The following is a 23,140-nucleotide window of genomic DNA, read 5'->3' as shown; positions in this document are numbered from 1 at the left end:
GCCGATGAACGCTTCTTCCGACGTCGGTTATCACGCCCAGCGGCGGGCGCGCTGGCACTATGGCGAGGCCGCCTTCTGGCTCGTCGTGCTCGCTTGCGGCTTTCTGTTCCCCACGCGCTATCTGATCATGACCGACATTCTGCGGCTGGCGCTGTTTGCGATGTCGCTCGATCTCGTCCTTGGCTATGCGGGAATCGTCTCGCTCGGTCACGCCGCCTTCTTCGGCGTCGGCGCCTATGCTGCCGGCTTGCTGGCGCTGCATGGCATCATCAACGAGCCGGCGCTGGCGCTGATTGCCGCAGGCCTCGCCGCGATGGTGCTCGGCTTCGCCACCAGCTTCCTGGTGATCCGCGGCGTCGACCTGACCCGGCTGATGGTAACGCTCGGCATCGCGCTGCTGCTGGAGGCGCTCGCCGAGCGCTTCTCCAACATCACCGGCGGCACTGACGGCTTGCAAGGAATCGAGATGCAGCCGATCTTCGGCGAGATTCCGTTCGACATGTTCGGCAAGGCCGGCTTCTTCTATTCACTAGCCGTGCTGTTCGCGCTGTTCCTCCTCGCCCGCCGCATCGTGCATTCGCCGTTCGGCCTGTCGCTGCGTGCGATCAAGAACAATCCGCTCCGCGCCGCGGCCATTGGCATCCCCGTCAACCGCCGCCTAATCGCGATCTATACGCTCGCGGCGTTCTATGCAGGCATCGCCGGCGCCCTGTTCACGCAGACCACCGCGATCGCTTCCCTCGACGTCTTCGCCTTCGAGCGCTCGGCCGATCTGATGCTGGTGCTCGTCATCGGCGGCACCGGCTATCTCTATGGCGGGCTTATCGGCGCGGTGATCTTCCGCATGCTCCAGGAAGTGTTCTCCACGATCACGCCGCAATATTGGCAGTTCTGGATCGGCCTCGTGCTGGTCGTGATCGTGCTGGTCGGCCGCCAGCGCCTGCATCGCTGGGTACTCTATGTGCCGAACCTGATCATCAAGCAGGTCGCCGGACGCAAGGCCGTCGTCGCTGTACCGGAGAGCGACGCATGACCATCGCGCTCGAAACCCGGAATCTCGAAAAGACGTTTGGCGGCCTGCGCGTCACCCGCGACCTGTCGCTGAAGATCGAGCAGGGCGCCCGCCATGCGCTGATCGGTCCGAACGGCGCCGGCAAGACCACTGTCATCAACCAGCTCACCGGCGTGCTCAAGCCTAACTCCGGCCGCATCCTGCTCGAAGGCCAGGACATCACCGATCTCCCGGTGCACAGGCGCGTGCTGCGCGGCCTGTCGCGCACCTTCCAGATCAATCAGCTCTATCCTGATCTCACCCCGCTCGAGACCATCGGCCTTGCCGTCTCCGAACGCCTCGGCCATGGCGGCGACTGGTGGCGGCGGATGGGCACGCGCAACGACGTCAATGACGAGATCGCCGATCTCCTGACGCGTTTCCATCTGCTCGATGTCATGAACGAAGAGACCGTGACGCTGCCCTACGGCAAGCAGCGCCTGCTCGAGATCGCGGTCGCGATCGCCGCCAAGCCGCGCGTGCTGCTGCTGGACGAGCCCGCCGCCGGCGTGCCGGAGAGCGAGCGCCACGACATTCTCGCCGTTGTAGGCAGCCTGCCGCGCGACGTCACCGTGCTGCTGATCGAGCACGACATGGACCTCGTGTTCTCCTTTGCCGACCGCATCTCGGTGCTGGTCTCCGGTGCGCTGCTGACTGAAGGTGCGCCCGACCAGGTCGCGCGCGATCCGCAGGTGAAGGCGGTCTATCTCGGCGAGGAGGCGGTCAATGTCTGACCTGCTCGCAATCGATTCACTTCGCGCCGGCTATGGCGAGGCGGTGGTGCTGCCCAACATGTCCCTGTGCCTTGCCGAGGGACAGGTGCTGGCGCTGCTCGGGCGTAACGGCACCGGCAAGACCACGCTGATCAACTCTATCGTCGGCGTCACCCGCCGTTTCTCCGGCAACGTCACCCTCGGCGGCACCGACGTCACGACCATGCGGCCGGACCAGCGGGCGCGCGCCGGCATTGGCTGGGTGCCGCAGGAGCGCAACATCTTCCGCTCGCTGACGGTGGAGGAGAACATGACCGCGGTGGCGCAGCCCGGTCCCTGGACCGTCGCGAAGGTCTACGAGATGTTCCCGCGGCTGAAGGAGCGGCGGAGCAACTTCGGCAACCAGCTCTCCGGCGGCGAGCAGCAGATGCTGGCGATCGGCCGTGCGCTGACCCTCAACCCAAAAGTCCTGCTGCTCGACGAGCCGACCGAGGGGCTGGCCCCCATCATCGTCGAGGAGCTTCTGAAGGCGATCGGGACCATCACCCGGGCCGGCGGCATCTGCTCGATCATTGTCGAGCAGAACGCCCAAAAGATTCTGGGGCTCGCCGACCGTGTTGTGATATTGGAGCGCGGAACGATCGTCCACGACGCCCCGAGCGCCGCGCTGAAGGCCGACCCGTCGGTCCTGGAGCGCCACCTCGGCGTCGCAGGGGCGGCGGCCCACTAGAAAATCCTCGGGAGTTCAAGAATGCAGCGAACCAAAGCCCCCTTCCGCGCCGACGAGGTCGGCAGCCTCCTGCGTCCCGCCAAGATCAAGGAAGCCCGCGCGAAGCTCGAGAAGGGCGAGATTTCGCCCGACGATCTGCGCAAGATCGAGGACATGGAGATCGAGAAGGTCGTGCACAAGCAGGCCTCGGTCGGCCTGAAGCTCGCGACCGACGGCGAATTCCGCCGCTCCTGGTGGCATTTCGATTTCCTGGCCAAGCTCACGGGCTGCGAAATGTTTCATCCGGACACGGGCATCCAGTTCGCAGGCGTCGAGACGCGGCATGACGCGGTCCGCGTGATCGGCAAGCTCGATTTCCCGGACGGCCATCCGATGCTGGATCACTTCCGCTTCCTGAAGAAGTCCGCCGACCAGGCCCACGTCACCGCCAAGATGACGATCCCCTCGCCAGCCGTGCTTCACTTCCGTGGCGGCCGCAAGGCGATCTCCAAGGACGTCTATCCGGATCTCGACGCTTTCTACGAGGACCTCGGCAAGACCTACCGCAAGGCCGTCAAGGCGTTCTACGACGCCGGCTGCCGCTATCTCCAGTTCGACGACACCGTCTGGGCCTATCTCTGCTCGCAGGACGAGTTGCAGAAGGCGCGCGAGCGCGGCGACAATCCGGAAGGCCTCCAGCAGATCTACGCACGCATCATCAATTACGCGCTGGCCGAGAAGCCCGCCGACATGGTGGTGACCACGCATGTCTGCCGGGGCAATTTCCGCTCGACCTGGATTTCTTCGGGCGGTTACGAGCCGGTGGCCGAGACCATGCTGGCCGGCACCAATTACGACGGCTACTTCCTGGAATACGACAGCGACCGCGCCGGCGGCTTCGAGCCGCTGCGCTTCCTGCCCAAGGGCAACAAGGTCGTCGTGGTCGGCGTCATCACGTCGAAGTTCGGCGAGCTCGAGAAGAAGGACGATATCAAGCGTCGTCTGGAAGAAGCCTCCAAGTTCGCCCCGCTGGAGCAGCTCGCGCTGTCGCCGCAGTGCGGCTTTGCCTCGACGGAAGAGGGCAACATCCTCTCCGAGGAGGAGCAGTGGGCCAAGCTTAGCCTTGCTGTGGAGATCGCGAAGGAAGTGTGGGGCCAGTAAGTCTCCACACCGCGCTGTCATTCCCCGCGAAGGCGGGGAATCCAGCACGCCGCGGCTTCTCGATGAACCACGGACCTCTCGGAATACTGGATCGCCCGGTCAAGCCGGGCGATGACCACTGAGGGCGGAGAGTACTTCGCGTCACCGCAGGCAACGAACCCGCTGCCCTCACTTCTCCGCCAGATAGACCTCGCCCAGCAGCGACGAGTTCGACCACGGCACCTGCTTGTTTTTCGTCCCCGAGACCACCTCGGCCCGCACGCGCGTCAGCATCTGCTGCACTTCCAGCCCCGGCGTGCCGATGTGGCGGGACAGCGCCGCTGAGAATGGCGAATTGGCACCTTCACCGTCGAGCGCCACCTGGCCCGGTGCGGTCGCGAACGCGATCAGCGTGCCGGCCCCTAACGTCGCGCCGGACCCGAGGCTCGACGGAGCTGCGAGGCCTGGCGTCCCCTCGATGCCGCGACTGCTGCCGGTGCTTGCGACCTGCTGCACCATCGGATTGTTGCGGCAGGCATCGAAGATCAGGATGTTGGTACGAACCTGGTCGTCGAGGCCAGCCATGATCGTGTCCATGTCGATCATCGCCTCGGTCATGCTCACACCGGGCTTGAGCTCGACGTCAACGGGAATGAGGTAGTTGCGACCGTCGACCTGCACGCCGTGACCGGCATAGTAGACGATTGCGACCTGCGCCCGCGCCGCCTCGCGCAGGAAGTCGCGCGTCATCTTCTGCATCGCGGCTCGGTCGAGATCGACGCCCTCCGATACAACGAAGCCGATGTCACGCAGGCTCTTGGCGACGGCGCGCGCATCGTTGGGCGGATTGGGCAGTGCCCTCACATGCGCGTAGGCGCCATTGCCGATAACGAGCGCCATGCGCTTGCCTGGCGTTGCGGGAACAGGCGAGGGCGCAGGCGCGGCGTTACCCTGCTGCTGCGTGGGCGTGGTCTGCTGTTGTCCTGACGGGGCGGGCGCATCGCGCGGGATCGGCACGGCTGGGTCCGTCACCAGCGACAGCCGCACTTTTGCGGTGGCCTGATTGGCCTTGCTGCCGGCGTCCGAGGCCACGATCGCGAGCGTTGCGTTGTAGTCGTCTTTCGCACGCGCGTAGTCGCCCTTGGCCTCATAGGCCAGCGCGCGATGGGTGTAGGCGGAGATCAGCACGCTGTTCGGCGGTGTCATGATGTTGACCGGCGGCTTCTCTTTCGCGAGCCGGATCGCCTCGCTGCCGTCGGCAATCGCGCGATCGAGATCGTTCTTCGCGCGCCAGATCGCGGTGCGGTTGATCAGCGGCTGCGGCAGCGTCGGATCGAGCCGGATTGCCTGGTTGATGTCGGAGAGCGCGCCGTCGAGCTCGCCCAGCGCCCCCTTCGCGATGCCGCGGTTCTGGAACGAGAACGCCGATCTCGGATCGGCCTTGATCGACATGTCGTAATCGGCGATCGCCTTGGCGTAGTCGCCCTTGCCGCGCCAGGCATTGCCGCGGTTGTGGAAGATGATGCCATCAGGCGGCCCGAGCTTCAGTGCGTCGTCGAAATCCGCGATCGCGATGTCATAGTCGCCCTTGTCGTAATAGGCCGAGCCCCGCAAGCTGTAGACCGCCTGGCTCGGCTGCAGCCGGATCGCTTCGGTGGTGTCGGCAATGACACGGGCGTAGTCGCCCTTCCTGTTCCAGCCCACCGCGCGCCAGAAATAGACGGTCGCGAGCTGCTCACCCTTGAAAACCTTCAGCGCGATGATCTTGCTGCAGGCGTCGACCATCTGGCCCGCCGGCGTGGTCTCGGTGGTGCAGAGCGGTCCGAGCTGGCTGCGCGCCTGGGCGGAGCAAGGCGCCGACCACAGGGGCGCCAAGAGAAGGGAGAGCGCGACGAGCAGGCGGCGCATGGAGCCTCGGATGCTGACGATATAGCAGAAGGAGGACGTGACCCTTTTGTCGGTCCCAGGGGATCGTCGGTTCAGATTCTGCGATTGCGGGGGCAGGCTTACTTCTTCGGTTGGCGGGTGCGGACCTCGATGAAGCCGCCGGCCATTTGAACTTCGAACCGTGACAGGAAGCTCATGCCGAGCAGGCCATCGATGCCGGCGCCGTAGCTCTTGTCATCCGTCGTCTGGATCGCCACGGGCACGTTGATCGCTTCCAGCTTGCCGAGCGCAACCTTGTCGGCTCGGGATAGTTTCGCTTCGCTCTGGCCGTTGGCCGTTATGAGCGTGATCTCACTGGTGCCGGCGTCGGGGATCTTGGCGCGGCTGGCAAAAGTGGACTTCACGGACACGTAGCTCGCGCCGGTATCGAGGACGAACAGTCCGGAGACGCCGTTGATCGCAGCCTTCACCGTGACGATGTCCTTCCCCCCGCGTAGGGGGAAGCTTTCTTTGCGTAATCCTGTCGAAGCGACGCAGTTGCCCTGGCTTTCGTAGTCGGCGATGATCTTCCGGGTCTGGCTGGTATCGCGGGTGGCCGGATCGAGCGCAACCCATAGACTGATCGGCGCTGTTGCCTCGCAGAACTGTTTAAGAGCCGCATAGGCGCCTGCCATGCGCAGGAAGACACGGCTCGAGATCGATTTCTTGTCCGTGCCATAGAGCTCGATGGCATCGGAATAGTCGGCCAGCGCACGGTGGTAGTCTTGCAGGCCATCAAGCGCGACGCCGCGCAAGTAGTGTGCGTCGCGATTGGTCGGTGCGCGCCGCATGAACTCGTCGGCGACCTCCGCGGCTCTGGGATAGTCCGTGAGCTTGAGATAGATGTCGATCGAGCGGTGCAGCGCGGTGATCGGCGCGCCACAATTCATGACGAACTTGTAGAGCCCGTCAGCGGCCTGTCGCCGGTAGCCGAGCTTGTCCAGCATGAGCGCGAGATCACTGATGCTTTTCTGGTCACACGGCTCGCGCTTCAACTCTTCCAGGCGCAGCCAGACAAATGGGTCGCGCGCGGCTGCGACGGGCAGGACGCCGATCCTCTCATAGACTGACGCGAATAATTCGTCGGGATTCTCGTCCAGATAACCTGCGCGTGCGCCGCCCGATAATGCCGCCAGCAGACAGGCGACGAGCCAAAACAACCTGAACATACCCTGCCCCGAACATCCCGTTCGCAATGTATACCGGTAAGTGTAGGCGCGGCCAAACGCACGATGGGAGTGCCCCCAAGGATCTGGTTGGCCTGCCAATGAGGGGGGAGCAATTCCAGAGGGTATTCCCTGAGTGGGCAGAATTTGCTAGGAGGCGGGTCCCAACTTTTCTGCCCACCACTGTCCCACACATGAAAAACGACGAAATCCTGAGCCAAATCACCGAGTTCTGCCGCAAGGCGGACATGGCGGAATCGACGTTTGGCCGGCGTGCGGTGAACGATGGGAAGCTCGTGCAGCGGCTGCGCGAGGGCAAGCGCATCACCATCGACACGCTGGAACGGATCCAGGCCTATATCGCCGCGTCCACGACGGGCGGCCTGCCGCCGCCGCGGGGGCTCCAGGTGCCCCCGGAAAAGCGCGATCCGCGCGGCAATTTCCGCTTCTTCGAGAACCGGCAGAAGTATCTGCTGTTCGTCCACACCTGCAGCGAGAAGCGGGTGGTTGCGGAGCGTGTCGCGCTGGAGCTCGCCAGCATCCATCCTCGGCCGCCCGCCCTCCGCATCTTCGATGCCGGTGTCGGTGATGGCACGGTGCTGGCGCGAGTGCTGCGCGCCACGCACCAGCGCTACCCGCACATGCCGTTCTATGTGGCCGGCAAGGAGCTCAGTCTCGAGGATCTGCGCCTGACGCTGGAGAAGGTGCCGGACCGCATTTTCGAGCATCCGGCGTCGGTTTTCGTCTTCACCAACATGTTCTACTCGGAGGCGCCCTGGCTCACGCCGGCGTCGCCTGCGGCAGCGGCGGCCACCGTCTGGCACGAGGTTCCGCTGCGGGGCGCCTCATCAGGCGAGTTCGAGCAGCAGATCGCCGAGCTTCGACCGTTCCTGGAGCAGAACTGGCGTGCCGCGATCAGCCCGCGCACGGCGATGCCGCTGTATGAGCGGCCGGTCGTGCTGGTGCTCTACCGCGAGGACCAGCGGTTCCTGCTGGATTCGACCATTCCGCGACCGGGCCAGACTGAGGCCAATTTCGACCTCGTGATCGCATCCCAGCCATACCGCGCGCTGTCCTCAGTCAATTTCCGGGCCAAGCGGATCATTGCACCGCTGGCGCGGGCGCTGCGGCCGGGCGGCCGCCTGATCGGTATCCACTCCCACGGTCACGATCCCGGCATGGAAATGATCCAGGCGATCTGGCCCGGAGAAAATCCTTTCTCGGTGAGCCGTCATGAGCTATTGCGCGCCGTTAAGTATGAGCTGGGGTCGTTGGGCCGCGACTTAAATTTTAATGCTTACGCGGACAACCGTTCGATCTTCAGGTATGATATGGAAGCGCTGCCCAACGAGGTGACGGGTACCATCGGAACCTCGACGGCCTTTGCAGCGTGGAATGCGGCGGTGTATGTCGCTCAGATTGAGGACGACCGGTTGACAGATATGACTCAAAACGGCCGCACTCTGGATGCCGCCAGGGATGTGCTGCGAAAGTACAACGGGCTCTGGTTTCTCGACGAATCCTACGTCATCTCGCGCCGGCGTGATTGACATAATCCAAGGGTAAACATCGCAAACTCCGCCTGAAGCGGCGGAACAAGGGGTTACTGATGCGCGCGTCCTATCTTTTCACCAGCGAGTCCGTGTCCGAGGGCCATCCGGACAAGGTCTGTGACCGGATTTCCGATGAAATCGTCGACCTGTTCTACCGGGAAGGGCCCAAGGCCGGCATCGATCCGTGGGCTATCCGCGCGGCCTGCGAGACGCTGGCCACCACCAACAAGGTCGTGATCGCCGGTGAGACCCGCGGTCCGAAGTCCGTCACCAACGAGCAGATCGAGAGCGTCGTGCGCGACGCGATCAAGGACATCGGTTACGAGCAGGACGGCTTCCACTGGCAGAAGGCGGACATCGAGATCCTGCTGCACCCGCAGTCGGCCGACATCGCGCAGGGCGTCGACGCGCTGCAGCCGGGCGAAGTCAAGGAAGAGGGCGCTGGCGACCAGGGCATCATGTTCGGCTACGCCACCAATGAGACGCCCGACCTGATGCCGGCGCCGATCTTCTACGCCCACAAGATCCTGCGTCTCATCTCCGAAGCCCGTCATTCCGGCAGGGAGAAGGTGCTGGGCCCGGATTCCAAGAGCCAGGTCACCGTGCAGTACGAGAACGGCAAGCCGGTCGGCGTGCGCGAGATCGTGGTGTCGCACCAGCATCTGGTCGAGGACATCTCGTCGAAGCAGATCCGCGACATCGTCGAGCCCTATGTGCGCGAGGCGCTGCCGAAGGACTGGATCACGCCGAAGACGATCTGGCACATCAACCCCACCGGCAAGTTCTACATCGGCGGTCCCGATGGTGACTCCGGCCTGACCGGCCGCAAGATCATCGTCGACACCTATGGTGGCGCGGCCCCGCATGGCGGCGGCGCGTTCTCCGGCAAGGATCCGACCAAGGTCGACCGCTCCGCGGCTTACGCGGCGCGCTACGTCGCCAAGAACATCGTCGCGGCCGGCCTTGCCGATCGCTGCACGCTGCAGCTCGCCTACGCGATCGGCGTGGCGCGTCCGCTGTCGATCTACATCGATACCCACGGCACCGGTAAGGTGTCGGAGGACCAGCTCGAGAAGGCCGCCGCCAAGGCGATGGACCTGACCCCGCGCGGCATCCGCAGCCATCTCGATCTCAACCGCCCGATCTACGCGCGCACCTCGGCCTATGGCCATTTCGGCCGCACGCCGGACAACGAGGGCGGCTTCTCCTGGGAGAAGACCGATCTCGTCGAGGCGCTCAAGCGCGCGGTCTAGTTCAATTGTGTCATTCCGGGGCGCCGCGACAGCGGCGAACCCGGAATCTCGAACCTCCGGATTCCGGGTTCGCTCGTTTCACGAGCGCCCCGGAATGACGAGCCCAACAAACAGGAACCCCCTATGAACGCGAAGCCCGGCTTCACCGATTACATCGTCAAGGACATCTCGCTCGCCGAGTTCGGCCGCAAGGAGCTCTCGCTGGCCGAGACCGAGATGCCCGGCCTGATGGCCACCCGCGAAGAGTATGGCCCGAAGCAGCCGCTGAAGGGCGCGCGTATCGCAGGCTCCCTGCACATGACGATCCAGACCGGCGTGCTGATCGAGACGCTGGCAGCCCTCGGCGCCGACATTCGCTGGGTCTCCTGCAACATCTATTCGACGCAGGACCACGCTGCGGCTGCGATCGCAGCCGCCGGCATTCCAGTGTTTGCGGTCAAGGGCGAGACGCTGACCGAATACTGGGACTACACCGCAAAACTGTTCGACTGGCACGGCGGCGGTCACCCGAACATGATCCTCGACGACGGCGGCGACGCCACCATGTATGTCCATCTCGGCCTGCGCGCCGAGAACGGCGACACCGCGTTCCTGGACAAGCCGGCTTCGGAGGAAGAGGAAGTCTTCTTCGCGCTTTTGAAGAAGCAGCTCAAGGAAAAGCCGAAGGGCTACTTCGCCGAGATCGCCAAGAGCATCAAGGGCGTCTCCGAAGAGACCACCACGGGCGTGCATCGTCTCTATGACATGCAGAAGGCCGGCACGCTGCTGTGGCCCGCCATCAACGTCAACGACAGCGTCACCAAGTCGAAGTTCGACAATCTCTATGGCTGCCGTGAATCGCTGGTCGACGGCATCCGCCGCGGCACCGACGTGATGATGTCGGGCAAGGTCGCGATGGTCGCGGGCTTCGGCGACGTGGGCAAGGGTTCGGCGGCTTCGCTGCGCCAGGCCGGCTGCCGCGTGATGGTGTCGGAAGTCGATCCGATCTGCGCGCTGCAGGCGTCGATGGAGGGTTATGAAGTCACCACCATGGAAGACGCCGCGCCCCGCGCCGACATCTTCGTCACCGCGACCGGCAACAAGGACATCATCACCATCGAGCACATGCGCGCGATGAAGGATCGCGCCATCGTCTGCAACATCGGTCACTTCGACAACGAGATCCAGATCGCGTCTCTGCGCAATCTGAAGTGGACCAACATCAAGCCGCAGGTCGACGAGATCGAGTTCCCCGACAAGCACCGCATCATCATGCTGTCGGAAGGCCGGCTCGTGAACCTAGGCAACGCGATGGGCCATCCGTCCTTCGTGATGTCGGCGTCCTTCACCAACCAGACGCTGGCGCAGATTGAGTTGTTCGCCAACAACAAGGACGGCAAGTACAAGAAGGAAGTCTACGTGCTGCCGAAGACGCTCGACGAGAAGGTCGCGCGACTGCATCTCGCAAAGATCGGCGTCAAGCTCACCGAGCTCCGCAAGGACCAGGCCGACTATATCGGCGTGAAGCAGGAAGGTCCGTACAAGAGCGATCACTACCGCTACTGATCCGCAGATCACATCGATCATCGACGCAAAGCCCTGGAGCGATCCGGGGCTTTGTTGTTTCGGCGCATGGAATTCAACTCGCTTTGCAGTCGCTGCACGGCTGTTTGGCGATTGACGGCCAGCAGCGACGGGCGGACTATCACCGCGGGCGGAGGAAACCATGCAACAAGAGCATTTCGACGTGCTGATCGTCGGTGCCGGCCTGTCCGGTGTCGGCGCGGGCTATCATCTTCAGACCAAGTGCCCGGGTAAGAGCTACGTCATCCTGGAGGGGCGCGACTGCATCGGCGGCACCTGGGACCTGTTTCGCTATCCCGGCATCCGCTCCGACAGCGACATGTTCACGCTCGGCTATTCCTTCAAGCCGTGGACCGATCCGAAGGCGATCGCCGGCGGGCCGCAGATCCTGAACTATGTGCGCGAGACCGCAACCGAGAACGGCATTGAGGCGCACGTCCGCTTCCGCCATCGCGTCAAGCGCGCGGCATGGTCGACGCAGGAAGCGCGCTGGACCGTCGAGGTCGAGCGTACCGCAGGGGAGGGCGCGACCGAGCTCGTGCGCTTCACCTGCAATTTCCTGTTCATGTGCTCGGGCTACTACAAATACGAGGCGGGCTATACGCCGGAGTTCAATGGCGTCGCGGATTTTGTCGGCCGCATCGTGCATCCGCAGAAATGGACCGAGGACATCGACTACGCGGGCAAGCGCGTCGTCGTGATCGGCTCCGGCGCGACCGCGGTGACGCTGGTGCCGGAGCTCGCCAAGACCGCGGCGCAGGTCACCATGCTGCAGCGCTCGCCGACTTATGTGGTGTCGCGCCCGGCGCAGGATCCCGTCGCCAACAAATTGCGCCGCAATTTGCCGGCGCGGCTGGCCTATCACCTGATCCGCTGGCGCAACGTGATGTGGGGGATGTTCTTCTTCCAGCTCAGCCGGCGGCGGCCGGACAAGGTGAAGAACCTGATCCTCGGGGGCGTGCGTATGGCGCTCGGGCCGGACTACGACATCGCCACGCATTTCACGCCGCGCTACAACCCCTGGGACCAGCGGCTCTGCCTCGTGCCCGACGGCGATCTTTTCAAGGCGATCCGCGAAAAGCGCGCCGCCGTGGTCACCAATGAGATCGACACCTTTACCCGCGACGGCATCCGCCTGAAGGACGGCAGCGAGCTTGCGGCCGACATCATCGTGACGGCGACGGGCCTGGTGCTCCAGGTCGTCGGCGGCCTCGAGATCAGCGTCGATGGCCGCGCCGTCGATTTCGCGAGCACGCTGACCTATAAGGGCATGATGTATGCCGACGTGCCGAACATGGCTTCGGCCTTCGGTTACACCAACGCGTCCTGGACGCTGAAATGCGATCTCACCTGCGAATATGTCTGCCGTCTCATCAACTATATGGACCGGCACAATTTCCGTCAGTGCATGCCGCACAATGACGACCCCGAGATCACCGCGCAGCCGTCGCTCGATTTCACCTCTGGCTATGTCCAGCGCTCGGTCGCGAAGATGCCGAAGCAGGGCTCGAAGCAGCCGTGGCGGCTGTACCAGAACTACGCCTTCGACATCGTGTCGCTGCGGTTCGGCAGGATCGACGACGGCGTGATGCGATATTCCTGATCACGCCGCCGCCGCTTCTATGCCTTGCGCGGAGTGAGCTCGCTGAGTTGTCGCGTCGCGGCTGCCAATGCGTTGTTTTGCGTATACGGCCGCCCGGCTGAATCGGGGATGGTTCCGAACAGTTAACGCCGGATTAACGGATGAGTCCTAGCCTGTCTCGGCCGGGGTTACTTGCAAGGCCGAGGTGAGCCCAATGGAAGCCCAGAAGATCGCGGTCGACGCCGTCGTCGCGCTGACCGATTGCGACCGCGATGCCGTCGTCGCCTTTATCCGCCGGCTCTATCTCGCCGGCGTCACCGACCCCAAGCGCCTGACCTTCAAGGGTCTCCAGGCGCTGGCGCGGGCTTGATTCGGCTCGTTTCGGTCCGCTTCGGCCCGATCTCTCCTCGGATGTTCTCCCCAGAGTGACCGCAACCCAGCGGTGAATATCTTGCCGCTCGGGCTGGGTCGCGTTAGATCACGTCCCCGGTTGTGTCACTCGGGAACTTGGGGAATGCTAAAGCAGCTTTTTGCGCCGCAACTTGTCATTTTGTATGTGCTCGCGGCCTCGACGATTTACGTTCACTTCCGTGGCAAGCAGCGGCTGCGCTTTGCGCGCCAGCTCGGCGATCACTCGACCTATCTCGCGCCCTACAATGTGCTGATGTATGCAGGCTCGGCCGTGCCGAACAAGCCCGTCATCTCCGTCGAGCAGTTTCCCGAACTGAAGCCGCTCAGCGAGAACTGGGAGACCATCCGCGACGAGGCCGTCCGCCTGTTCGACGAAGGTTTTATCCGCGCGGCAGCGAAGAACAACGATTGGGGCTTCTATTCGTTCTTCAAAAGCGGCTGGAAACGCTTCTACCTGAAATGGTACGACGACTTCCTGCCCTCGGCGCGCACGCTGTGCCCGAAGACGGTGGAGCTGCTCAATTCGATTCCGAGCGTGCATGGCGCGATGTTCGCGATGCTGCCGCCGGGCGGCAAGCTCGGCGCGCACCGCGATCCCTTCGCGGGCTCGCTGCGCTACCACCTCGGCCTGGTGACGCCGAACTCGAACAAGTGCCGCATCCTGGTCGACGGCGTCGAATGCGTCTGGCGTGACGGCGAGGCCTTCATGTTCGACGAGACTTTTATTCACAGCGCGGAGAACGCGACTGACGTCAACCGCATCATCCTGTTCTGCGACGTCGAGCGTCCGATGAAGTACGGCTTCATGACCGCGATCAACCGCTGGGTTAGCCATCGCATCGTCAAGGCATCGGCAACCCAGAACGTCGACGGCGAGAGCGTCGGCGTGCTCAACAAGGTGTTCGGCAAGCTCTACGAGATCCATCTCGGCAGCCGCAAGATCAAGGAGTGGAACCGTAACGTCTACTACACGCTGAAATATTCGCTGACGGCGTTGATCCTCGGCCTGATTGTGCTGTCAGCGCTGCGGTGACGATCTCGGAATCAAAAAGCCCCGGAGCGATCTCCAGGGCTTTCTGTTTGTGGATACGCTCCAGCCGCAATCAGGCAGTCTTAGCGCCTGTCTGAATGGTCGAGCCCACATGCTGCCCGCGCAGTGCCGCGCTGATCCGGCCGGGCACGAGGCCGTTGACCACCTGCACGCGCGCGATGTGCCGTGCATTTGCCATCACCTCGAGCAACGCAGGATCGAACGGCAGCGTGCCCTTCAGCTTCGCGAGTTCGGCGAAGCTGGTTTCTTTCAGCAGCTCGGCCGTTTTGCCATCAGCGCCATTGGGATCATTGGTGTAGACGCCGTCGACGTCCTCCACGATCGTGAGGCCGGCGGCCCCAAGCGCATCGGCGAGCAGGAAGGCGCCGGTGTCGGCGCGATGCAGCGGGATGCGCGAGGTCGGGAATTCGTGATGGTGGTAGGGCGGGAAGGCGCTGCCGACGACCGCGCGCGCCGCCGCGAGGTGGATCGCGAGCTGGCTCGCAATGGTCGGATGCTCGACATAGGAGACGCCCTCGGGTGCAAGCAGGCTCGCCAGGATATGGCCGTTCTGGCCGGCCTCGCTGGCGGCGAGCGGCGCGAGCGAGCCGACCGGCAGGCCGAGGTCGAGACCGACGCTGTAGAGATGGCGGGCACGGATGCCCGCGCCGGTCAGGATCAGCAGGCGATGCTCGGGCAGCAGCGATCGCAATTCATCGACGAGCGGCAGGATCGCCTCATGACCGCGATCCATGATGCGGCCGCCGATCTTGATGACCTGCAGCCAGGGCAGCAGCTTGATCGGACGATTGCCGGCGACGGGACGGGTGAGATCGCTGTCCAGAAGGGTCTGGCGGGCGAGCGGCGAGGCGACGTGCTTGATCTGGTTGGTGTCAGCCATAACTGCTCTCTTCAGCTCGCGGTGATGATAGTGCCGACATGCTCGCCCGCGAGCGCGCGGGTGAGATTGCCGGGGACGAGGCCATTCACGACCTGCACCTGGCGGACGTGGCGCGCCGCGGTGAGGAGATCGAGCACCGGGAATTCCAGGATGGAATCCTGCAGACCCTTGGCCTTCATTTCCGCCACCGAGATTTTCGGAATGAAGGTCGCATTCTTCGATGTTTTCGGGTTTGCTGTGTAAAGGCCGTTCTCGTCCTTCACATAGATCATCGCCTTGCAGCCGAACTGCTCGGCGACGAGGAAGCATCCGGCGTCGGTGCGGTAGGGCGGGATCACGCCCTCGGCCGCCGGCCGCATCCACAGGCTATAGGGCGGCATGCCACTGAAGACCACCGCGTTCACTTCGGCGAGGAACAGCGGCACGGACGATAGCCCGGCGCTGCTGACGGCAGAGATGCCGTGCTTGGCAAGCAGCTGTCCAAGCATCGCGGCGTTCTGGTCGGCCACGGAAGCGCCGAGCTGCGACAGCACGCCGGCCGGCAGGCGGAGCCCGGCGGCGATCGAATAGAGATGCCGCGCGCGGGTGCCGGCGCCGGTGCCGATCAGGAGCTTGTGGGCTTTACGGGCCGCAACAATCTCCTCGACGATCGGATAGACTGCGGCGCGACCGCGATCGATCATGCTCTGTCCGCCGATCTTGATGACGGTTGCGTTCGGCAGGATGCGGAAGTCCGAAGCTTGCTCTGCGGCGGCGACAAGCTGTGGGTCGGTGAGCGAGCGCTGCATCAGCAGCGCTTCAAGCTCGGTAGTCGTGGTCGACATCAGAGACACCTCTCGTTGTCAATGCATTCTCTGCGGCGACCCCTCCGGTCCTGACCGCGTGTGGGAGTCTTGCTGGATAGTTCGGCCCGTGGCAACAAAGATTGCCGGGATTGAGTTGCCCGAATATGGAGCAGGCGATGGCCTCCTTGCCGACCGCGAATACCGATATAACGCAGTTCTTTCGTCAGTGGCTGGAAACCTTCGCGGGTTATGTCCGCGAGGTCGACTATGCCTCGGCGCGGCCGCTCTTCCATCCTGACGCGCTGGCTTTCGGCACGCATAACGATGTCATCCCCGGCCTCGATCAATGGGTCGCGACGCAATGGGACAACGTCTGGCCGAAGACGACCGACTTCCGCTTCGTGCTCGATCAGATCGCGATCCTGGCATCCCCCGACGGCACGATGGCGACGGTGATCGCGCCCTGGACGAGCACGGGCTATCATCCCGATGGCAGCGCATTTCCGCGTCCCGGCCGGGCGACGATGGTGTTTTCAAGAGACCGCGATGGTTGGCTGTGCGTGCATTCGCACATGTCGCTCAATCGCGGTGTGCCGCAGACGAGCCACGCCAATCGGCCGGTGAAGGCTTGGTAGAGGGCGGTCACCGCGGGCTCCATCGGCGACTAAAGTCTTAGCCTCTCGTTCCAGCCTGCTGGAACCATTGGAACCTGATATCGTTTGTTCCGCAACGAACAATCGATGAAAACGCGCAAGTGGGGGTCTATCGGAGGGAGCATTCCGATGGCAACACTCGACCTTGATGTCACCCAACTCACCACATCCGAGCATCAGCGCCAGCTTCGTCGCGCCGTGATCGCCTCCACGATCGGGACTGCGATCGAATGGTATGATTTTTTTCTCTACAGCACCGTCACGGGTCTGGTTTTCGCAAAGCTGTTCTTTCCGCACTCCGATCCCTGGGTCGGCACGCTGGAGGCGTTTGCGATCTACGCGGTCGGCTTCGTCGCGCGCCCGATCGGCGCGGCCATCTTTGGGCACTATGGCGACCGCATCGGACGCAAATCCACTTTGATCGCGACCCTGCTCTTGATGGGACTGGCGACTGCCGCAGTGGCCGTGGTGCCGACCTATGCAAGCATCGGCATCTGGGGCGCCGCGATCCTGACCGTACTGCGATTCATTCAGGGCGTTGGCGTCGGCGGCGAGTGGGGCGGCTCGGTGCTGATGTCGATGGAATGGGCCCGCAACGATCAATCCCGAGGATTGATCGCATCATGGCCGCAATTCGGCGTGCCATGCGGCCTATTTCTCGCCAATCTTGCCGTGCTGGCGTTCAGCCAGATGGCGGGCGATCAGTTCCTGGCGTGGGGGTGGCGCATTCCGTTCGCGCTCAGCATCATCCTGGTCGGTGTCGGCCTCTACATCCGGCTCGGCATTCTCGAAACGCCCGTGTTCTCAAAGCTCGTGGCTGAACGTCAGGTCGAGCGCACGCCGATGCTGACCGTGATCCGGGAATATCCGAAGGAGATTCTGCTGTCCGCGTTCGCGCGCATGTCGGAGCAGGCGCCGTTCTACATCTTCACTGCCTTCGTGTTCTCCTATGGCATCGGTACCCTGCACGTTTCGCGCGACTTCCTGCTGACCGCGGTGCTCTCGGCCTCGGTGCTGTCCTTTGTCTCGATCCCGCTCTGCGGGCACATCTCCGATCAGATCGGCCGCAAGAACATGTACATGCTCGGCGCTGCTGCCACGGGCATCTTCGGCTTCATCTATTTCGCGATGCTCAATACCGGATCGCCAACCATCATCTTCCTGGCGATCATCCTGTCGCTGATTCCGCATGACATGCAGTATGGGCCGCAAGCCGCGTTGATCGCCGAGAGCTTTACCGGGCGCCTGCGCTACAGCGGCTCCTCGCTCGGCTATCAGCTCGCATCCGTGATCGCCGGCGGCCCCGCGCCGCTGATCGCCGCCTGGCTGTTCGGCACGTTCCACTCGGCGACCGCCATTGCGGTCTATATCGCGATTTGCGCAGTCATAACGCTGGCCGCAACCGCGATGATGACCGATTACACCGGGAAGGACATCAACGCGGTGGGCGCGCACGAGCGGCGAGTTTGAGACCACAAAAAGCCCCGGACGCCATCTCCGGGGCTTTGCTTTTCCCGTGATCTCGAGGTCAGCCTTACTCCGGCTGGCCGATGCTCACCTTCAGCGTGCCGACGCCGTCGACGCCGCATTCGAGCTTGTCGCCGGGCTGGAGCTGCGACACCCCGGCCGGCGTGCCGGTCATGATGATGTCGCCGGCGGCGAGCTTCACCTGCTGCGAGAGCTGCCAGATGATTTCCGGCACGTTCCAGATCAGCTCGTTGAGGTCGCCCTTCTGGGCTTCCTTGCCGTTGACCGTGAGCCAGATCTTGCCCTTGGCGGGATGGCCGATCTTCGAGACCGGCTGCACCGCAGAGGCGGGCGCCGAGCCGTCGAACGACTTGCCGATCTCCCACGGGCGCTCCTTCTTGCGCGAGGCGATCTGGAGGTCGCGGCGGGTGAGGTCGATACCGACGGCGTAGCCGTAGACGTGGTCGAGCGCCTTGTCGGCGGGAATGTTGAGGCCGCCGCTCTTCATCGCGACGATCAGCTCGACCTCGTGATGCAGATCCTTGGTCAGCGGCGGATAGGGAATGGTGGCGCCGTCCGGCACCAGCATGTCGGCGTGCTTGGCGAAGAAGAACGGCGGCGCGCGCTCGTCATTGCCCATCTCGCGGATGTGCTCGAGATAGTTGCGGCCGACGCACCAGATGCGGCGCACCGGATAACGGCCGGCCTCGCCGACGACGGGAAGCGAAGCCTGCGGCGGAAGCGGAATGACGTAGGAGGCGGCGTTCATGAAGCGATCTCGCTGCTCTTGAGGTGGACAGAACTCTATGCGGTGGCGCTGATCGGCGCCAGAGCGCCGGCATCGTGATGCTGCAGGCGGAAGAACGAGGCGTAGCGGCCCGAGCGGCGCAGCAGCTCGTCATGCCGGCCCTGCTCGACGATCTCGCCGCCTTCGACCACCAGGATCGCATCCGCATGCATGATGGTGTGCAGCCGGTGCGCGATCACGATGGTGGTGCGGTTCTGGCAGAGATGCTCGATCGCCTGCTGGACCTGGCGTTCGGACTCGGAATCGAGCGCGGCGGTGGCTTCGTCCAAGAGAATGATCGGCGCGTTCTTGATCAGCGCGCGCGCAACCGCGATGCGCTGGCGCTGGCCGCCGGAAAGCTGCGTGCCGTGCTCGCCGACCGGCGTGTCGTAGCCGAGCGGGAAGCTCATGATGAAATCATGCGCGCAGGCTGCCTTCGCGGCGTCGATGATCTCGCTCTCGCTCGCGCCCGGTCTGCCGAAGGCGATGTTGTTGCGGATGGTATCGCGGAACAGATAGACGTCCTGGCCGACATAGGCGGTCTGCGCCCGCAGCGATTTGCGCGACACCGCTCCGATCGGCTGGCCGTCGATCACGATGTCGCCTTGCGTCACCTCGTAGAAGCGCAGCAGCAGCGCCAGCACGGTCGACTTGCCGCCGCCGGAGGGGCCGACCAGCGCGGTGACCTTACCGGGCTCGGCGACAAAACTCATGCGGTTGAGCACGATCTCATTGGCGCGATAGCAGAAGCTGACGTCGCGCAGCTCGATCCGCGCATCGGAGAGCTTGAGGGCCGGCTTGTCGTCGTCGGAATGCTCGCTGGCCGGGCTGTCGACGACTTCGAGCAGCATGCGCGCGCCGACGAGCTGGCTGTTGAGGTCGATGTTGAGCCGCGCCAGCCGTTTGGCCGGTTCGGTCGCCATCAGGAAGGCGGTCATGAACGAGAAGAACGCGCCGGGCGTGGCGTTGAGCGCGACCACGCTGTAGCCGCCATAAAGCAAGCAGCCGGCGACCGCGAAGCCGCCGAGCATTTCCATCAGCGGGTTGGAGCGGTTGGCGACGCGGGCCATCTTGTTGGCGTTGCGCTCGACGATTCCGATGTTCTCGTCGATGCGCTTCTGCATGGTGTCTTCGAGCGTGAACGCTTTCACCGTGCGGATGCCTTGCAGCGATTCCTGCATCGTTTCCATGATGTCGGCGGTGCCGGTGAACTGGTTGAAGGCGAGGCCCTTGATGCGCTTGACCAGCTTGCGCAGCACCAGCATCGCCGGCGGCACCGCGACGAGCCCGATCAGCGACATCAGCGGATCCTGCCACACCATCACGCCGATCATGGCGAGCAGCATCAGCAGATCGCGCCCGATGGCGTTGACCAGCATGTTGAGCACATCGGTGATCGACTTGGCGCCGGCCGTCAGCCGGGCCAAAAATTCGGACGAATGCCGCTCGGAGAAGAAGCCGACGCTCTCGCGCATCAGCTTGGCAAACAGCTGGCGCTGGTTGGTGGCGAGGATGGCGTTGCTGATCTTGGTCAGGATCACCATGTGGCCGTAGGTCGCCACGCCCTTGATGAACAGCAGGATCACGGTGACGCCCGAGAACATCGCGATGCCCGGGATGTTCTTGTCGACATAGGCCTGGTTGATGACCTGGCCGAGCACGTAGGTCGCGCCTGCGGTGGCGCCTGCGGCCGCCGCCATCAGCGCAAAGGCGACGAGGTAGCGCCGCCAGTAGACGACGCCCTGTTCCGTGACCAGGCGGCGAATGAGGACCATCGCCTCATAGGGATCGTCGGTGATTTTCTTTGGAAACTGGGCCATCCGTAGTCCATTGACGGCCAAGGCGAAAAGCCTGCCCGCGCGTCAGGGATCGAATGGCCTCTGTGCCCGCTAAAGCTACGCTTTTCAAGCCCAATTAAGGGCTTGCGCCTGGAGAGGTTTTAGGCCGAGACGGCGTGGCGGAGCTCGCCATGGCGCTCGCGGAACAGCTTGTCCTCCCAGGCCAGCGCGTGCGCCGCGATGGTCTCGAGGTCCTCATATTGCGGTTTCCAGTCGAGCAGGCCGCGGATGCGGCTGGTGTCGGCGACCATGGTCATGATGTCGCCGGGCCGACGCGGGGCGTATTGCACGGCGAAGCTGCGGCCCGACACCCGGCGTACGGCGTCGATGGTTTCGAGCACCGAATAGCCGCGGCCATAGCCGCAGTTCAGCGTCGTCGAGGCGCCGCCATTGCGCAGGTAAGCCAGCGCCGAGCGATGCGCCTGCGACAGGTCCGTGACGTGGATGAAGTCGCGGATGCAGCTGCCGTCCTGGGTCGGGTAGTCGGTGCCGAACACGTCGATCTTGGCGCGCTGCCCGGTCGCGGCTTCCACCGCGATCTTGAGCAGATGCGTGGCGCCGGCGGTGGCAAGGCCAATGCGGGCCTGCGGGTCGGCACCGGCGACGTTGAAATAGCGGAGCACGACGTACTGCATGCCGTAGGCGGCGGCGACGTCGTGCAGCATGATCTCGGTCATCAGCTTCGACGAACCGTAGGGCGACAGCGGCCGCGTCGGCGCGTGCTCGGGCACCGGCACCTGGTCCGGATTGCCGTAGACGGCGGCGGTCGAGGAGAAGATGAAGCGGCTGATGCCGCGCTTGACCGCGACGTTGAGCAGGTTGCGCGCGGTCATAAAATTGTTGCGGTAGTAGCCGAGCGGATCGCGCATCGACTCCGGCACGACCACCGAGCCGGCGAAATGGATGATGCTCTCGATGTTGTGCTGGGCGATCACGCCCTCGAGCAAATTCTCGTCGCCGGCATCGCCGATGAACAGCGGCACGCCTTCCGGCAGGTAGGCGGAGAAACCGGTGGAGAGATCGTCGATCACGACGACGTCCTCGCCGGCTTCCGCCAGCGCGAGGACCGTGTGACTTCCGATATAGCCGGCGCCGCCGGTGACTAGCACAGTCATGATCTCACCCGTCTTCGATCAACGCACCAAGTTAACGTTTGCGCGGTGAAGAGGGGGTTTCGGCAGCCCTGAACTGGTCACTATGCTTAATGTTGCGTATAGGGGGCGCATCAGACGGAGCATGACGTGGCGAATTTCCCGGACGATCTGCAGGTGATCGTACCAAATCTGCACAGGCGCTATTCCGGGGTCACCGCGACCAACCGGATGGTGGCGCCGCGGCTGGCAAAACTCTATCGCGCCGCATGGTTCGGATCGGACGCGCCGGAGGGAATCGCGCGGCTTGATGCCGCCGATGTCCTGAAACTGTGGCGCCGCAAGTCGCCGCTGATCTGGCATGCGCGCCGCAACAACGAGATGATCGCAGGCGTCGTGCTGCGCGCGCTCGGCTGGCCGCTCAAGCTCGTCTTCACCTCGGCGGCGCAGCGGCATCACAGCTGGATCACGCGCTGGCTGATCCGGCAGATGGACGCGATCATCGCGACGTCAGACATCTCGGCCTCGTTTCTCAAAGTGCAATCGACCGTGATCCCGCATGGCGTCGACACCGATGTCTATGCGCCGCCAGCAGATCGCGCCGCCGCGTTCGCGGAAAGCGGCTTGCCGGGCCGTTACGCCATCGGCTGCTTCGGCCGCGTGCGCGCGCAGAAGGGCACCGATGTGTTCGTCGATGCGATGTGTAGATTGCTGCCGCGCTATCCGGATTTCACGGCCGTGATCGTCGGACAGGTCACGGCCGAACAGGCGCCCTTTGCCAACGATCTGAAGAAGCGCATCGAAGCAGCCGGCTTGCCGTCGCGCATCGTCATCACCGGCGAATTGCCGATCGAACAGGTGCAGCGCTGGCACAAGCGGCTGACGATCTACGCCTTCACCTCGCGCAACGAAGGCTTTGGCCTGACGCTGATCGAGGCGATGGCGGCCGGCAGCGCGCTGGTCGCTGCGCGCGCCGGTGCGGCCGAACTCGTGGTCGAGGATGGCGTGAGCGGCGTGCTGATCCCGACCGGTGATGCGGAGGCGCTGATGGCTGCGCTCGAGCCGCTGATGCGCGACGTGGCTCTCGCGACCGCGATGGGCGAGCGCGGTCGCGCCCGCGTGCTCGAAAAGTTCAGCCTCGACGCCGAGGCGGCGCGGATCGGCGAGATCTATCGTCCGCTGCTCTGAGCGACCGCAGACAAAAACGCGAAACAAGCCCATGCACAGTAGCCCGAGGCAGCAAAATCAACGGCTTGCCGGGCAGGCACGGGAAGGTGCGGATTTTACGAATTTCATTTGACTCGTCGGGCAAAACAAGGGCACGATGTCATGATCGGCGTAGCTTCGGTGGCTACTTGAGTCAAAACGCCGCCTTCGCAAGCGTCAGCGACGCTGCCCTTTCTCCGCGAATGAACTGACAACGTCACTAAGGCAAGCGGGCGGAAATCGAGACCTTTTGCTGGATCACGGCCATGCTCTCGCGGCTTGTGTTCATTTGATTTTAATCGACCCCCGGTTGCC

General features: G+C 63.8%; 20 protein-coding genes. 13 read left to right on the top strand and 7 right to left on the bottom strand.

The window, feature by feature from the left end; genetic code table 11:
- Positions 1–4: 4 nt before the first annotated feature.
- The 4 genes from ABID59_RS16270 to ABID59_RS16255 are packed head-to-tail and all read left to right on the top strand — an operon-like array spanning position 5 to position 3,634.
- On the top strand, positions 5–1,033 hold the full coding sequence (locus ABID59_RS16270) for a branched-chain amino acid ABC transporter permease (protein WP_354084014.1): 1,029 nt from the start codon (positions 5–7) through the stop codon (positions 1,031–1,033).
- Positions 1,030–1,785: an ABC transporter ATP-binding protein gene (locus ABID59_RS16265; RefSeq protein ID WP_354084013.1), complete on the top strand. Its 756-nt coding sequence runs from the start codon at positions 1,030–1,032 to the stop codon at positions 1,783–1,785. Before ABID59_RS16270 ends, ABID59_RS16265 begins: the two co-directional genes overlap by 4 nt.
- A complete protein-coding gene (locus tag ABID59_RS16260) occupies positions 1,778–2,494 on the top strand; it encodes an ABC transporter ATP-binding protein (protein ID WP_354084012.1) in 717 nt (238 codons plus the stop codon). The genes ABID59_RS16265 and ABID59_RS16260 overlap by 8 nt, the downstream gene beginning before the upstream one ends.
- A 21-nt stretch (positions 2,495–2,515) precedes the next feature.
- Positions 2,516–3,634 carry a cobalamin-independent methionine synthase II family protein gene (locus ABID59_RS16255; RefSeq protein WP_354084011.1) on the top strand — a complete coding sequence of 373 codons (1,119 nt, stop codon included), beginning with the start codon at positions 2,516–2,518 and terminating at the stop codon, positions 3,632–3,634.
- Positions 3,635–3,802: 168 nt separating this feature from the next.
- Here the strand turns inward: ABID59_RS16255 and ABID59_RS16250 are convergent, their stop codons facing one another.
- Together ABID59_RS16250 and ABID59_RS16245 are read right to left on the bottom strand one after the other, a co-directional pair.
- Complete coding sequence (locus ABID59_RS16250) at positions 3,803–5,521, bottom strand: caspase family protein (protein ID WP_354084010.1); 1,719 nt, start codon at positions 5,519–5,521, stop codon at positions 3,803–3,805.
- 98 nt (positions 5,522–5,619) lie between these two features.
- On the bottom strand, positions 5,620–6,708 hold the full coding sequence (locus ABID59_RS16245; protein ID WP_354084009.1) for an aspartyl protease family protein: 1,089 nt from the start codon (positions 6,706–6,708) through the stop codon (positions 5,620–5,622).
- Between the two features lie 191 nt (positions 6,709–6,899).
- Here ABID59_RS16245 and ABID59_RS16240 point away from each other — a divergent pair, with 191 nt between their 5' ends.
- The 6 genes from ABID59_RS16240 to ABID59_RS16215 all read left to right on the top strand — a co-directional run bounded on the left by ABID59_RS16240 (position 6,900) and on the right by ABID59_RS16215 (position 14,100).
- Complete coding sequence (locus ABID59_RS16240; RefSeq protein ID WP_148751560.1) at positions 6,900–8,255, top strand: hypothetical protein; 1,356 nt, start codon at positions 6,900–6,902, stop codon at positions 8,253–8,255.
- Between the two features lie 59 nt (positions 8,256–8,314).
- A complete protein-coding gene (metK, locus tag ABID59_RS16235; protein WP_148751263.1) occupies positions 8,315–9,511 on the top strand; it encodes a methionine adenosyltransferase in 1,197 nt (398 codons plus the stop codon).
- Between the two features lie 123 nt (positions 9,512–9,634).
- Entirely contained in the window at positions 9,635–11,056 is a 1,422-nt protein-coding gene (gene ahcY, locus ABID59_RS16230; protein ID WP_148751264.1) for an adenosylhomocysteinase, read from the top strand.
- A gap of 160 nt (positions 11,057–11,216) precedes the next feature.
- Complete coding sequence (locus ABID59_RS16225; RefSeq protein WP_354084008.1) at positions 11,217–12,677, top strand: flavin-containing monooxygenase; 1,461 nt, start codon at positions 11,217–11,219, stop codon at positions 12,675–12,677.
- Between the two features lie 193 nt (positions 12,678–12,870).
- A complete protein-coding gene (locus tag ABID59_RS16220) occupies positions 12,871–13,026 on the top strand; it encodes a hypothetical protein (protein WP_187434840.1) in 156 nt (51 codons plus the stop codon).
- 144 nt (positions 13,027–13,170) lie between these two features.
- Positions 13,171–14,100 (top strand): aspartyl/asparaginyl beta-hydroxylase domain-containing protein, encoded by a 930-nt coding sequence (locus ABID59_RS16215; protein ID WP_148751266.1) that lies wholly within the window; start codon positions 13,171–13,173, stop codon positions 14,098–14,100.
- Between the two features lie 70 nt (positions 14,101–14,170).
- Here ABID59_RS16215 and ABID59_RS16210 read toward each other — a convergent pair whose 3' ends face one another.
- A complete protein-coding gene (locus tag ABID59_RS16210) occupies positions 14,171–14,998 on the bottom strand; it encodes an amino acid kinase family protein (protein WP_354035040.1) in 828 nt (275 codons plus the stop codon).
- 11 nt (positions 14,999–15,009) lie between these two features.
- Positions 15,010–15,822, bottom strand: coding sequence for an amino acid kinase family protein (locus tag ABID59_RS16205; RefSeq protein WP_354084007.1), 813 nt, complete (start codon positions 15,820–15,822; stop codon positions 15,010–15,012).
- Positions 15,823–15,959: 137 nt separating this feature from the next.
- Between ABID59_RS16205 and ABID59_RS16200 the strand changes: the two genes are divergently transcribed.
- Positions 15,960–16,418: a YybH family protein gene (locus tag ABID59_RS16200; protein WP_354035043.1), complete on the top strand. Its 459-nt coding sequence runs from the start codon at positions 15,960–15,962 to the stop codon at positions 16,416–16,418.
- Positions 16,419–16,565: 147 nt separating this feature from the next.
- Positions 16,566–17,906, top strand: a complete 1,341-nt coding sequence (locus ABID59_RS16195; protein ID WP_354084006.1) for an MFS transporter — start codon at positions 16,566–16,568, stop codon at positions 17,904–17,906.
- Positions 17,907–17,970: 64 nt separating this feature from the next.
- Here the strand turns inward: ABID59_RS16195 and ABID59_RS16190 are convergent, their stop codons facing one another.
- The 3 genes from ABID59_RS16190 to galE form a co-directional block, all read right to left on the bottom strand.
- Positions 17,971–18,672, bottom strand: coding sequence for a fumarylacetoacetate hydrolase family protein (locus tag ABID59_RS16190; protein ID WP_354084005.1), 702 nt, complete (start codon positions 18,670–18,672; stop codon positions 17,971–17,973).
- A 35-nt stretch (positions 18,673–18,707) separates the two neighbouring features.
- On the bottom strand, positions 18,708–20,510 hold the full coding sequence (locus ABID59_RS16185) for an ABC transporter ATP-binding protein (protein ID WP_354084004.1): 1,803 nt from the start codon (positions 20,508–20,510) through the stop codon (positions 18,708–18,710).
- A 119-nt stretch (positions 20,511–20,629) separates the two neighbouring features.
- The gene (gene galE / locus ABID59_RS16180; RefSeq protein ID WP_354084003.1) at positions 20,630–21,643 is read right to left on the bottom strand and encodes a UDP-glucose 4-epimerase GalE; all 1,014 of its coding nucleotides are present in this window, start codon (positions 21,641–21,643) and stop codon (positions 20,630–20,632) included.
- Positions 21,644–21,769: 126 nt separating this feature from the next.
- On the opposite strand from galE, the gene ABID59_RS16175 reads away from it, so the two are divergent.
- On the top strand, positions 21,770–22,807 hold the full coding sequence (locus tag ABID59_RS16175; protein WP_354084002.1) for a glycosyltransferase family 4 protein: 1,038 nt from the start codon (positions 21,770–21,772) through the stop codon (positions 22,805–22,807).
- Positions 22,808–23,140 lie beyond the last annotated feature (333 nt).

It is taken from the genome of Bradyrhizobium sp. S3.3.6, assembly GCF_040546905.1.
Taxonomy (GTDB): Bacteria; Pseudomonadota; Alphaproteobacteria; order Rhizobiales; family Xanthobacteraceae; genus Bradyrhizobium; species Bradyrhizobium cytisi.
The sequence above is the reverse complement of the archived record's forward strand: the minus strand, read 5'-3'. Positions and strand labels throughout refer to the sequence as shown.